This is a genomic window from Bifidobacterium goeldii, assembly GCF_003951095.1.
In the GTDB taxonomy this organism is placed as follows: domain Bacteria; phylum Actinomycetota; class Actinomycetes; order Actinomycetales; family Bifidobacteriaceae; genus Bifidobacterium; species Bifidobacterium goeldii.
Genome location: NZ_QXGL01000003.1, coordinates 75816 through 89638, shown reverse-complemented (window position 1 = coordinate 89638; position 13823 = coordinate 75816). Strand labels below are relative to the sequence as shown.

Here is a 13823-nt window from a genome sequence, read left to right as displayed (position 1 = left end):
CACACGCTTGTCTGTCACGCCTTCCACCATGGGCGCAGCGGATACCACTTGCCATCCGGGTGGCCTGTACGATCGGGCTTCACAGCGAGGAACTGGTGCACTTGGATGCCGTCGAGCTCGAAGTTGAGCGCGCATGCAGCCATGTACAAGCCCCACACTTTCGCACGTTCAAAACCGACTTCCTGTACTGCTTCATCCCAATGCTCAGACAGGTTATGGTTCCAATGATGCAAGGTGAGCGCGTAATGCTGACGCAGGTTTTCTTGATGTACTACGTTGAAGCCAGCATCATGAATGCATGATTCAATAAATCCAGGCGCGCCAAGATCGCCGTCGGGGAAAATATAGCGGTCGAGGAACTCATCAGTGCCAGGCTTGCCGTTCGGCTTGTCATGGCTGATGGTGATCTGATGGTTGAGTAAGCGTCCGCAAGGCTTCAACAGCTTGTACATTGCTTCGAAGTAGCTTTGATAATTCTTCACGCCCACGTGCTCCATCATGCCGATCGAGCAGATGCCGTCGAAGTCACGTTCGGGCACGTCACGGTAGTCCATAACGCGCAATTCGGCAAGATCTTCAAGACCTTCGCGCTTAATCCACGCTTGACCGTACTCGATCTGTTCCTTCGACAGGGACACGCCAAGCGCTTTGATACCACGTTTAGCAGCTTCGATCACCAGCGATCCCCATCCGCAGCCGATGTCAAGTAGACGATCGCCAGGCTTAAGCCCAAGTTTGTCGAGCACAAGACGAATCTTGTTACGCTGCGCATCCTCAAGACTGGTGTTCTCAGTTGGGAATACGGCGCAGGTATAGGTCATGGTCGGGCCGAGGAAGTTGCGGTAGAAGTCGTTAGACATGTCGTAGTGGAAGCTCACAGTCTCACTGTCAGCCTTCTCAGTGTGCGGCAACAAGCCAGATTTGATGCGCGCGAATTTTGAAGGGCCTTCAGTAGCTGGCACAGGAGCTCGGCGAATACCATGGCTGAAAACTGCAGAAGCGACCTTCGCTACCGCGAGCGGCGTCGCGCGTTTTACGTATGGTGCCAGCGCACGCAATTGGCGCAACTGTGGATATGGATCCGCATAGTCAATGCCATCGATGTCAAAATCGCCGAGTACATAAGCGCGCACTGCGCCAATTTCATTTGGATGTTCAAGCAGCTGATACACCGCATTCGGTGTGTTCACTTTTACCGTCAATTCAGCCGAGTCCGGGCCGAATGTTGAACCGTCGAATGCTGTGACGCGCAGTTTGTCATTAGGCTCAATGAATTCGCTGACCATCTCGGCCACGGTCATGTTCCTACCATATCCCATTGGTATTCGCCTCTTTTCCACGTATTCCCGCGGCAAGGCCTCGGGAATCATTGCTTTACATGTCCCCATATGCGAAACGCCTGCCGTGAACCACATCACGGCAGGCGCCATAGTCTGTCATGCAATTATCATGCGAGCTCACAGTGCGAGTTGCAGTGTGAGCGCTTCACTCTTACGCTTCGATAACAGCCTTCAGTGCATCAGCTTTATCAGTACGCTCCCACGTGAAGTCCTTATCCTCGCGGCCAAAGTGACCGTATGAGGCAGTCTTCGAGTAAATCGGACGCAGCAAGTCAAGCTCGTCGATAATCGCTGCCGGGCGCAGGTCGAACACTTCACGCACAGCCTTCTGAATCTGTTCACGCGTTACGCCACCGATTTCAGTGCCATACGTTTCCACGTTGACGCTCACCGGGTCAGCCACGCCGATTGCGTACGCAACCTGAACCTCAACCTTGTGAGCGAGGCCAGCAGCCACAATGTTCTTCGCAACCCAACGCGCAGCATATGCGGCAGAACGATCAACCTTGCTTGGATCCTTGCCGGAGAACGCGCCGCCACCGTGGTGAGCTGCGCCACCGTACGTATCGACGATGATCTTGCGGCCAGTCAAACCAGAATCAGCGGCCGGGCCACCGAGCACAAACGAGCCGGTCGGGTTGACCAGCACACGGTAATCGTCGTGACGCACCTTGTCGCCAAGCACATCGTTGAGCACCGGAGTGATGACATGCTCAACCAGCTGCGCCTCAAGCCAGTCGTGGCTCGCCTCCGGGTCATGCTGCGTGGAGATGAGCACGGTGTCGAGGCGGATAGCCTTGTCATGCTCGTCGTATTCGATGGTGACCTGCGTCTTGCCATCCGGGCGCAAGTGTGCGACTTCGCCGCTTTTACGCACTTGGGCGAGACGATAAGCCAGTCGATGCGCAAGGTAGATCGGCAGCGGCATCATCACATCCGTCTCGTCGGTCGCATAGCCGAACATAACGCCCTGATCGCCAGCGCCCTGTGCTTCGTAACGCTCCTCACGGCTCGCTGCAGACTCCTGCTCGTGGCTCAGACGAGAGACGCCCTGGTTGATTTCGGCGCTCTGACCAGTGATGGAAACGAGCACGCCGCAAGAATCAGCATCAAGGCCGATCTCACTGCTCGTATAACCAATGCGGCGCACGACATCGCGCACAACGTGCTGTACTTCGCAATAGCCCTCGCTGTTTACCTCACCAAAAATGAGGAATTGGCCGACGCCAGCCACTGTTTCCACGGCAACATGCGAGTGAATATCCTGCTTGAGTAGGTCATCCAAAATCGCGTCTGAAATCTGATCGCAAATCTTGTCGGGATGGCCTTCTGTCACCGATTCGGCGGAGATCAATCGTCGCTCCATACCGCTTCGCACCTCCTAATACTGCCCGCCGATCCCCCAATCGGCCCGCACCGGCGGGAAGACGGACCGAACATTTTTGTTGCAGAAAATAATACGCCCCCATCGAAACGATGCGATGGATATTGCATCACCGTCATCGTTGTTCTCTGGAGGCGTCCACATCGTCATGCAGCAATCCAGCTTGGAATGCTGCGCCAATCAATGCCAGAGCAGTAGCGACGATAACCACTATCTGGCCGCATGCGAGTCACGATGCAAACACCTCGGCGGACGCTATGTCTGTACGAGGGTTGGACGTGGAAACGCACGTTGAACGAACTCAGTTACCTTCGTTCAGATCATCCTCGCCAAGGGTTTCCTCGAGCAAGCCGTCGTTAATCTCACGGAATGCGATCGACAGCGGCTTCTCCTGGTTCTGGTATTCAACCAGCGGGCCAACATTCTGCAGAAGGCCTTCGTTGAGCTGAGTGAAGTAGGAGTTGATCTGACGGGCACGCTTAGCAGCAAAAATTGCCAGAGCGTACTTGGAATCAGCGTGCTGCATCAAGTCGTCAATGGGGGGATTCGCAAAACCCTGCGGTGTAGGATCGGTGCCGAGAGGCATAGTTATTCTCCAAACGTTTGCGTACATGTACCCAATCGAAGCAAGTGTAGCCATATGTGTGGACGCGTATGACTACAGCACTGGTATTACCATCATGCGCTGAGATTCAGTGTGCGCACAATTTGTTCGGTGGTGAAGGTGACGTTGTCGGCGGCGTGCTCGAGTAGGTTCTCAAGCGAGGCGGCACCAGGTGCGATGCCGAAGACAGCGTCGATACCGGCCTCGTGTAGTTCGTCGATACCGCGGCCGATGTGCCCGGCAACAGCGATGACCGGGCGCCCATATTTTTTGGCGGTTTTTGCCACGCCGGCCGGCGTTTTGCCGAATTTAGTCTGGAAGTCAATAGAGCCTTCGCCAGTGAACACGACATCGGCCCACTGCGCGGCTGCATCGAGTCCGGCCTGTTCGATGACCAAATCGACGCCGGGCATGAACCGCGCATGCAGGAACGCAAGCAGTGCAGCGCCGATACCGCCGGCGGCTCCAGCTCCAGGCTGGTCGGCGATGTGTACCTCTAGTTGGCGTTCGACGACGATAGCGAAACGGGTCAATGACTTGTCGAGCAGCTCGACATCGGTGGCGGACGCTCCCTTCTGCGGGCCGAATACGGCGCTGGCGCCGTTCGGGCCGGTCAGCGGGTTGGTCACGTCGCAGGCGGCGACGATCTCAACTTCGGCCAATCGCGGGTCGAGACCATCCAGATCCACATGGTCAAGACCGGCGAGCGCCGCCCCTCCGGACGCCAGCTCCTCGCCGAGACTGTTCAGCAACTTCGCACCGAGCGCCTGAAGGATGCCAGCGCCCGCGTCATTTGTAGCGGATCCACCAAGACCGATAAGAATGCGTTGTGCCCCGGCGTCGAGCGCCGCGCGGATGAGTTCACCGGTGCCATAGGACGAGGTGATGAGTGGATCGCGCTCCCCTGATTTCAGTAATCCCAGGCCGCTTGCCGCCGCTGTTTCAACCACGGCGGTCGTACCGTCTCCGAGCATTCCAAAGGATGCAGTGATTGGCCGACCAAGCGGATCATGCACGGTAACGGAGCGCATTACACCGCTGGTGGCGTCAACGAGCGCACGGGTGGTGCCTTCGCCTCCATCGGCCATTGGCAGGCATCGAACCTCAGCTTCGGGGTCCGCTTTCTTGATCCCCCGGGCCATTGCCTGTGCTGCTTCGATGGCAGTCAGGCTCTCTTTAAACGAGTCGGGGGCGCATAGATATCGCGTCATGGCTTCAAGCATACTCTACGACACGCCAAAATGGAAAACGCTTACCATGTATTCCCACACATTCAAGCACGTCAAAAATCTGACTTTCAAACATTTTATTCATCTTTTGAACGTTGACGCTCACAACAGTCACGCTTTTCGGCTATTATTACGGTAAGCGTTTCAAATAGTTTTCCGCTTCAGGAAAGAACCTTAGCGAAGAAAAGGACTAGGCGTATTGTGGCTATCCAAAACGACAAGGCAGTCTCGCCGGCAACACTGATGGACGTCGCGCGTGAAGCCAATGTTTCCATCGCCACCGCATCCCGCGTGCTCAATGGCAGCACTCGCAAGGTACGCAATCAATCGTATGTGAAGGTGATGGCGGCTGCTAACAAGCTCAACTACCGACCCAACGCTTACGCGCAGGCGGTTGCCAAAGGTGCAGCACCCAACATTGTGTTGCTGGTTTCCGACATCTCCGACCCATATTTTGCATCCGTCTCGCAGGGCGTAGTCAAAGCGGCGGCAGAACGCGGTATCTCAGTGACCATCGGTGTAGCCACTACCCCGCACGAAGAGCTTGAAGCCGTGCGCAAAGCTACCGCTACGCGCCCGCGCGGCATCATCATCTCGGAAAGTGAATACGTCAACGCGCCCGAACGCGAAAAACTCACCGAAGAACTGAAACAGTATGAGTCGACCGGCGGTCGCGCGGTGTTCATTCTCAACCGCAACCTACCATTCTCCGCCGTGGATGTAGCCAATGATGTTGGTGCGCGTGCGATTGCTCAGCTCATCGTCGATTCGGGATATACGCACCCCGCAATCCTGCGTGGTGACGAAAATCACCGCTCGTCGCATGAACGACTCGCCGCAATGCTTGAAGTATTCGCCGATGCGGGTATCACCATCGATCCAAAGGCCATTGCCAATGGCAAGTTCAGCCGCACTGAAGGCTATGCCGCGATCATGCAAATGGCCCGTTCTGGTCTACTTAAGCCCGGTGAAGGTGCGCTCTATAACGGCCACGGCGTCGATTCGGTTATTGCGCTGAACGATGTGATGGCAATTGGTGCGATGACAGCCTTGCGCGCAAACGGCATTGAGCCCGGCAAAGATGTGGGCGTTACCGGCTTCGATGACATTCCATACTCCGCTGACGTATACCCGCCGCTGACTACGGTGCATCTGCCACTTGAACAGATGGGCCAGTCCGCTGTGGACAGCATTCTTGCCAAGCATGACACAGATACAGACGGAGCTGAGGAGGCAGCCAGCCGTTTGATCTACGTGCAAAGTGCTCCAGACATAGTGTTGCGCGGTTCACTGCCGCGCAGGTGAGCGCAAACAGCACCAACACAAAAAGGCGATGACGATCAGGTCCAGATATGACTGATCACCATCGCCTTTTTATTGCATACTGCGCGTTGCGCGAGGCGCGGTTTGAATCACCGCACTCCGCTTCATCGCAAATCTTCTACGATCTCACTTGCCAGCTTTGCGAGCCTGGCCGAGTGCTGGCACGATAGACAATGACGGGTCAAGACGCGCGATCAGCGTGGACTGTGTTGCGTGGTACAAATCAGATTTACCCGGCCATACCGTATCGATCACGTGATTATGCTGATCGAGCTGATGGAACCAAGAACCCTTAGCATGGTCGATCACGCACTCGTCGAGATACTTGCAGAAACGCGCGTAATACTCGTCGTAGTACGTGTCACCGGTCACCTTGGCGAGCGTGGCGGACGTGTTGATCGCCTCAGCGAGCGTCCAATGCATGCGATCATGCACGACCGGCTCACCATTCCAATCGGTCGTGTACACGATGCCAGGCGCACCGTCTGCATCCCATGCATCCATCACGGCACGGCGGAACAGCTGCTCGGCTGCAGCAACGTACGGCTTGCGTGCCGATTCATCTTCCGGATAGGTAGACAGCGCCCACTGTGTGATCAAGCGAGCCCACTCAATGCCGTGGCCCGGGGTGGCGCCGTACGGCTTGAACTGGTCGTCCTTCTTGTCAGCGTTGAATTCGAGTTGTGGTTCCCACTCAGCATTGAAATGCTCAGGAATACGCCATTCGTTGTTCTCAGCCCAACCGAGAACCTGGTCGATAACATGGCCGGCACGCTGACGGTACTGCTCGTCGCCCGTCACATCGGCGACCGCGAGGAACGCCTCCACTGAATGCATGTTCGCGTTCAGACCACGATACGGGTCCAGCTCAGTGAACTCGGTATTCCACGTGTCCACCGCCAGACCAGCCTTCTCATCCCAGAAGTGCTCGTTGTACGTCTTCAACGCCTCATCCAGCAATTCCTTCGCACCCGGGCGGCCGATATACGTAGCTGACGAGGCCGCGAGGATTACGAATGCGTGCGCATAGCACACCTTGCCTGGCACGTGCGTACCGTCAGTAAATACCTGTGGATACCAGCCGCCGTTCACATCGTCATGCAGGATGCCAGTGAGGCCCTTAAGCGCGGCATCCACCAGCTCTTCAGAGCCCGGGTGGCCACCGTACAGGCTTCCCAGCGCGTACACATGCGCCATACGGGAGGTGATCCACGTCTCCACACCGTGGGACAGGTCCGGGTTGCCTTCGCTATCCAGCCATGTGGAACCGCCGTCCTTATAGGGGAAATGCACCCCGAAATTCAACAGCTCGTTCGTCTCATGGTCGAGAAACGCCTCATTCTCGGCGGTTCCGCGCTGGTATTTCTTATCGGTGACACTCGCCATCGTCGCATCCTTTCGCCACTTTGCGGTAAGCCCTTACCGTAATTAAGTGTACAGCTATTACAGTCTTCTGTCGAACAGATTCGGAAAAATTCTGTAAAGGCTTACCGAAATAAGGAAAACAACGCGACACGCCCTCACAGGGATGCGCAGGCGGGCGTTGTCTCACTCCTCGTCGAGCCGATCAACGAGGTAAATGCGAGCGGCGAAATCAGGGCCGATGTTGGTGTCGTCGATACCAATGTGCATGAGCTCTCCGCCGGAGCGGACCACAGCTACACCGTCCGGAATGGAACCGCGAACCGTACCGGCGTCACCGGGCGTCGCCCCAGCAATGCTGTCAACCTCATCATCGTCATCGTCCGGGATCTCCAGCCGTGATAACGATGTGACGCGGTAGAGCGCGTCCTCGTCGAGCCCGCGCAGCCGCACGCGCGACTTGGGCCGGTTCGGCACGCCGAGGACCACGTAGTCGCCGACGATCGCGTGGCGCCGGTCGCTCGAGACTGTCATCCACGCGGCCTGGCGATGGTCGTACGGCGCGCGCAGACGGTACAAGTCACCGTTGTGCAGCAACGGCGCGTACTTCCGGAAGAATGCGATCTGCTGCGCGATCTCGGCGAGCTCGCCCTCCCCCAGTCGGGTCAAGTCCATCTCGTAGCCGAACGTGCCGAACATCGCGACAGCGCCGCGCATGGCAAGTGATTCGGACCGCCCGGTCTGATGGTTCGGCGTGATCGACACGTGCGCGCCCATCGCTGAGACCGGGAAGAAGGCGCTGGTGCCGTATTGGATAGACAGCCGTTCAACCGCATCGGTATCGTCGCTGGCCCAGATTTGCGGCGAGTAGGCGAGGATGCCCATGTCAAATCGTGAACCACCGGACGCACACCCTTCGATAAGAAGATCGGGGAATGCGGCGAGCAGTCGGCGGTAGAGCGCGTACACGCCGAGAATGTACCGATGGAATAGTTCACCCTGATGCTCGGCGCTACGCGTGGCGTCGTAAGCCTCGGTGATGAATCGGTTCATATCCCATTTAACGTACGCGACGTTCGCACTGGAGAGTACTGCGTGCATCGTCGCGTAGATGTGGTCTACGACGTCCGGATTCGCGAAGTTGAGCACGTACTGGTGGCGGTAGACGGCACTGTCGCGCCCTAGAGTGGCGATTACCCAATCGGGGTGTGCTTCGTATAGGTCGGAGGCGCGGTTGATCATCTCCGGCTCGAACCACAGGCCGAACTTCAAGCCGATTGCGTTGATGTTCTCTGCGATGCCGGCGATGCCTTCGGGCAGCCGGTCAGGGTTGACAATCCAGTCACCCAGTCCTGCTCGGTCGTTGACGCGAGCGTGCTTACCGCGGCCAAACCAGCCATCATCGAGAACAAACAGTTCGACACCAGCCTGTTTGGCGAGACGTGCGAGTTCGAGCAGCTTGTCTTCGGTGAAGTCGAAGTATGTCGCCTCCCAATTGTTGATGAGGATTGGCCTCTCGCGGCGTGCCCAGCGCGGGTTTGTCAGGTGGTCGAGCACGATGTGGTGGAACGTGTGACTCAGCGCGTTCAAGCCATGCGCGCTGTAGCCGAGCAGTGCCTCGGGGCTCTGGAATGACTCTCCTGGCGCGAGTCGCCATGAGAAGCCTTCCGGGTTGATGCCGAGCTGCAGACGCGTGGTATCGTACGCGTCGACTTCGGCGTGCAAGTCGAAGTTGCCGGAGTAGACGAACGCGAGTCCGAACGCCTCACCTTGGTCCTCGTTGGTATCAGGCCGGGCGAAGATCGCGTTGGGGCTGAAGTATGGGCTGCTCGCACCCCACATCGAGGCAACCGACTGTACTCCCGGGTGGAGCGGCTGCGTGCGCGGCGTACGTTCGCGCGCCCACGCGCCGACGAACTCGGTCATTGTGTAGTCGCTATCCGGCAGATCGAGGTTACAGCTCGCAAGCCGTTCGATAATGACCGGCTCGCTGCCGCCGTTCGTGAGCCGCACGCTGCGGGCGATAACCGGCTCATCGCGGAAGATCGCGTAGTTGAGGGTGGCGGTGAGCCCTGTCAGGTCGTCCCTCAGGTCAATGGACAAGGTCTCAGCCGCGTCGTCAATCGCGGCGGTACCCGAAGCCTCGTCCGACTTATCAGCCTTAGACTCCCCCGCGTACGTGGATGGCAGACCTTCGAGCTCGGGTTTGCCGTTCGTTGCCCGGTAGCCGGCGTAGCGGAAGTCGGTGATGCGCGATCCGTTGGACTGGAGGATGGTGACGGCTGGCCCGCGGAAGTCGCCACGGCCGTATTCGGGGAACTCCTGACGCAGCTGCTCGATGCAGTGTTCGCTGTGCTCGCCGGCGGTGGTCGCCTGTACGCGGAACGCGTCGTCAACAAGGTAGCCGAAGTCATCGCGGTACGGCACGGCCGCACCCGTGTACAGGTTGACGAGCTTGCCTTCGACCACGCCGAGGATCATGCTCACGTACCGATTGGTGAGGTGGAATTGGTTGAGATCGTCATTGATCGCGATCAGCTGCTGGTGTGCGCCCATGTTCATACTCTTCATTATGTCTTGCTGTACGTTCACGCACGAATGGCCGCGTACTGGGACTCGTAAAGGCGCCAGTACGCGCCCTTGGCTTTGAGCAGTTCGGCGTGCGAGCCGCGCTCGATAATGCGCCCATGGTCGATGTAGAGGATCTCATCCGCGTTCTCAATCGTCGACAGGCGGTGCGCGATAACGAACGACGTGCGCCCCTTCAGCAAATGCGCAAGTCCAGCCTGCAATGCTTCCTCGGTGCGCGTGTCAATATTGCTTGTCGCCTCATCCAAAATCAGAATCCGCGGATCGGCAAGCAGCACGCGCGCGAACGCGATGAGCTGGCGTTGTCCGGCCGACAAGGTGGAGCCACGCTCCTCAACCACTGTGTCGTAGCCGTCAGGCAGCTCCATGATGAACTCGTGCGCGTGCACGGCCTTCGCCGCCGCTTCAATCTCGGAGTCAGTCGCATCCAAACGACCGTAGCGGATGTTCTCGCGCACGTTGCCGGAGAAGATGAACGTGTCCTGCAGCATCACACCCATCTGCCGGCGCAGCGAGGCGAGCGTCACATCGCGCACATCATGGCCGTCGATGTCAACCGATCCTTCGGTCACATCGTAGAAGCGCGACAGGAGGCTCACAATCGTGGTCTTGCCGGCACCAGTCGGCCCGACGAGCGCAATCGTGCGACCGGGCTCGACGTGGAAATCGACGAGATTCAAAATATTGCGGCCGCCGTCCTCGTAGCGGAAAACGACGTCGTTGAAATCGACGCGCCCGCGGATTTCAGGCAGGTCACGCGCGCCCGGGCGGTCCTCGATCTCAGGTACCACGTCGAGCGTCTCGAAAATGCGTTCCAAGTACGCTGAGCAGGTGACCAACTGGTTGTAGAAGTTGCCGATGTTGATGACCGGGTTCCAGAAGTTGTTCGCATAGCCGACGAACGCGATAAGCATGCCGGTGGTCACGTTCACGCCGCCAAAGCCGGTGATACCGACGAAGTAGATGAACGCGATCGTCATCACGGAGATCGTCTGTACGCCCGGCCACATGAGGAACTCAATGTGCTTGGCCGCCATCCACGCGGTGCGCACATCGTCCTGCTGTTGCTGGAAGGTCATGAACTGCGCTTTCTCGCGCGCGAACGTCTGCGTGGTCTTAACGCCGGCGATCGACTCGTGGATGAACGCGTTCAAGTTGCTCTGCTTGTTCGACAGTTTCTGGTATGCGCGACGCTGGAAATACTGCAGCACGCGCACCCAGACGATCAGGAGCGGAAAGAGCACGAGGCTCCACAGCGCGAGACGCCAGTCGATCGCGAACATCACCACCAGCGTGACCAGAAACGTGAACACGTCGGCGAACACGCTGATTAAGCCCGACGAAAGCGTGTCGGAAAGCGTGTTGACATAGTTGACCACGCGAATGAGGATCTTGCCGTGCGGGCGCGAATCGAAGTAGCTGAACGGCAGCGTCTGGATGTGCGTGAACAGATCGCGGCGCATGTCCTTGAGCATGAGCTGGCCGACGCGCGTGATCGCCACCGTGCGGTAGCGCAATGCGAATTCGTATACGACGATCAGACACGCAAGCACGCCGACCAGCATGCCCAAATGCCCCAGGTTTTTGTTCGGGATTGCATCGTCGATCATGATCTTGGTCAGATACGGCACACTGACTGTAATACAGCTCATTGAGATCACGACCGTCAGGATGCGCGCCACGTCCGGCAAATACGGTTTGAGATAGACGCCTACACGCGCAATGTCATGTAGGTTGATGGATTCTTCGAGTTCCTCGTCCTCGCGGAACGTATTACGTTGTGCCATAGGATTTCCCCCAGATCGGAATCGATCAGAATCGATCAGAATCCTTGCGCGGCACCAGACTGGGCGCCGAGCTGCTTTGAATAAATGCTCCAGTAGCGGCCGTGTGCAGCGACGAGTTCGGCGTGCGTACCGCGTTCGACAATGCGTCCACGCTCGAGCACAAGAATCAGGTCGGAGTCTTTGACCGACGAGATGCGGTGTGCGATCGTGACGATCGTCTTATGGTCGTCCATCTCACGCAAATGCTGCTGAATCTGCGCTTCTGTCTCCATGTCAACGGCCGAAGTCGTGTCATCCATGATCAACACTGCCGGGTCGTCTGCGAGCGCACGTGCCAAGCTCAGGCGTTGCTTTTGCCCACCGGATAAGCCGACGCCGCGCTCTCCTACGATCGTGCCGTAGCCGTCGGGCAGTGCGCGAATAAAACCGTCTGCACCGGCGATACGAGCCATACGGCGAATGAACTCGTCGTCAACACCATCACCTGAGCCAGTGCGATCGCCAGTTGCGTTGTCGTCTCCGCTGCCGGCGCCGAAGGAAATATTGCCTTCGATGGTGTCAGAGAACAGGAAGGTGTCCTGCGCGACAATGCACACTTGCGAGCGCAGGGTGGAAAGCGGCCAGTCGCGCGCGTCAATATCGTCGATGAGCACGCGGCCGGCGGTCGGATCATAAAAACGAGAGATGAGGCTGACCAGCGTGGATTTGCCGGCGCCGGTTTCGCCGAGGATGCCGAGCTTCGATCCGGCGGGCACGTGGAAGTCGATATCGTCGAGAATTGGCGTATTCGGATCGTCTGGGAACGCGAAGGAAACGTGGTCGAAGCGAATATCGCCGGCGATATGCGTTTGTGGTCGGGCCACTGTTTGTGCCGCGTCGGAGCGTTCGACGATGCGCGAATGTTCGGTCAGGAGCTTCCTGATTTTGATACAGCTGGCGTTGAAACGTTGCCAGTCGTTGATCAGCCAGCCGCACATGCGCACAGGACCGTCGATCATCCACAGGAAGGAGTTGAAGCTCACGAGGTTGCCAAGTGTCATATCGCCGGCGATAACCAGGTAGCCGCCGAATCCAAGCGTAATAAGCTGCAATGAGAAGCCGAGTCCGTCGAGCCACGGCATGTATCGGCGTGAATTATAGGCGAGCGCCATGTTGCGTTCCATGTAATCGTCGTTGTGCTCGTCGAATTTGCGCGTCTCGTACGGTTCGCGGGCGAACGCTTTGACAACGCGATTGCCTTCGATGTTCTCTTCGACCATTGAGTTGAGTTCGGCTAGCGAATTGCGGATTGCGAAGAACAGCGGATGAGCATGCGACGACAGGCCGCGTGTGAGGATGAAGATGAACGGGGTGACACAGGCGAGCGCAAGCGCGAGATGCCAGTCGATCGTGAACATGACAGTCAGCGCGCCGACGAACATGACCACGCAGTCGGTGATTTGGTAGTCGACCCAGCTGAGAAAGTGGCGGATCGCGTCGGTATCGGAGGTCATGCGGCTCATGATGTCGCCGGTACGCGTGTGGTTGAAGTAGGTGAAATCGAGTTCGTGCAGTTTCTCGTACTCGTCGCTGACGAGACGATAGACGGAATTCTGCCCAAAGCGTTCCATCCATAGCTGATACCCGTAGCGCGCGCCAACACGCACGAGGGTCATTACGATCATCAACACGCAGAATTTCGCGAGTTCTTCGGTGTGCCCGCCGACGATAACACGGTCGACAATAAGACCGGAGATGATCGGAATGGTAAGGGCCATCGTGTTGTTGACGATGAACAGGATAATCGCGCCAATAACGCGCGGCAGGTCTGGTGTGCAATAGGGCAGGATCCAGCGAAGGTTGCCCTTGTTCTGGTTGATTCCCGGATCGACGTACATGACGAGGAGATCACCGTTTCTTCGGATTGTTTGCCTGTGGTTGGCGCGGCGCTCTCCTTCGCCGCGCGCGGCATTCGTCGCCGCCACGATTCACGACTCCCCCGCGCCCCGTACCTCGATGCCGGTACTCTCCTTTGCCGGCTGGAACTGCCCGCTGGAACGCGATTCGTTTCGCAAACGCATATCAGTCTAGTCGCACGGCGATTGCGGGTCGAGATGACACTCGGCGATTCAGCTCTCAGCTAGTCTCAATCCTGCCTTGCCTGCTATGCCGCCATAACCTGCCGCCATACCATGCCAAGCGCACGATGCGCAATCCTTCGATTTG

General features: G+C 57.8%; 9 protein-coding genes. 1 reads left to right on the top strand and 8 read right to left on the bottom strand.

The window, feature by feature from the left end:
- Window positions 1-14 precede the first annotated feature (14 nt).
- The 4 genes from D2E25_RS05530 to D2E25_RS05515 form a co-directional block, all read right to left on the bottom strand.
- Entirely contained in the window at window positions 15-1319 is a 1305-nt protein-coding gene (locus tag D2E25_RS05530; RefSeq protein WP_125980661.1) for a class I SAM-dependent methyltransferase, read from the bottom strand.
- Between the two features lie 172 nt (window positions 1320-1491).
- The gene (gene metK, locus D2E25_RS05525; protein WP_125980658.1) at window positions 1492-2706 is read right to left on the bottom strand and encodes a methionine adenosyltransferase; all 1215 of its coding nucleotides are present in this window, start codon (window positions 2704-2706) and stop codon (window positions 1492-1494) included.
- A 319-nt stretch (window positions 2707-3025) separates the two neighbouring features.
- Window positions 3026-3310: a DNA-directed RNA polymerase subunit omega gene (gene rpoZ, locus D2E25_RS05520; RefSeq protein WP_125980655.1), complete on the bottom strand. Its 285-nt coding sequence runs from the start codon at window positions 3308-3310 to the stop codon at window positions 3026-3028.
- A 92-nt stretch (window positions 3311-3402) separates the two neighbouring features.
- Window positions 3403-4470: a glycerate kinase family protein gene (locus tag D2E25_RS05515; RefSeq protein ID WP_241217066.1), complete on the bottom strand. Its 1068-nt coding sequence runs from the start codon at window positions 4468-4470 to the stop codon at window positions 3403-3405.
- Between the two features lie 288 nt (window positions 4471-4758).
- Between D2E25_RS05515 and D2E25_RS05510 the strand changes: the two genes are divergently transcribed.
- A complete protein-coding gene (locus D2E25_RS05510) occupies window positions 4759-5862 on the top strand; it encodes a LacI family DNA-binding transcriptional regulator (RefSeq protein ID WP_125980650.1) in 1104 nt (367 codons plus the stop codon).
- Window positions 5863-6006: 144 nt separating this feature from the next.
- On the opposite strand, the gene D2E25_RS05505 is transcribed toward D2E25_RS05510, so the two are convergent.
- The 4 genes from D2E25_RS05505 to D2E25_RS05490 all read right to left on the bottom strand — a co-directional run bounded on the left by D2E25_RS05505 (window position 6007) and on the right by D2E25_RS05490 (window position 13495).
- Window positions 6007-7266 (bottom strand): AGE family epimerase/isomerase, encoded by a 1260-nt coding sequence (locus D2E25_RS05505; protein ID WP_125980648.1) that lies wholly within the window; start codon window positions 7264-7266, stop codon window positions 6007-6009.
- Window positions 7267-7428: 162 nt separating this feature from the next.
- On the bottom strand, window positions 7429-9813 hold the full coding sequence (locus tag D2E25_RS05500; RefSeq protein WP_241217044.1) for an alpha-galactosidase: 2385 nt from the start codon (window positions 9811-9813) through the stop codon (window positions 7429-7431).
- Window positions 9814-9830: 17 nt separating this feature from the next.
- Window positions 9831-11618 (bottom strand): ABC transporter ATP-binding protein, encoded by a 1788-nt coding sequence (locus tag D2E25_RS05495; protein WP_125980646.1) that lies wholly within the window; start codon window positions 11616-11618, stop codon window positions 9831-9833.
- Window positions 11619-11653: 35 nt separating this feature from the next.
- Window positions 11654-13495, bottom strand: coding sequence for an ABC transporter ATP-binding protein (locus tag D2E25_RS05490; RefSeq protein ID WP_164514734.1), 1842 nt, complete (start codon window positions 13493-13495; stop codon window positions 11654-11656).
- Window positions 13496-13823 lie beyond the last annotated feature (328 nt).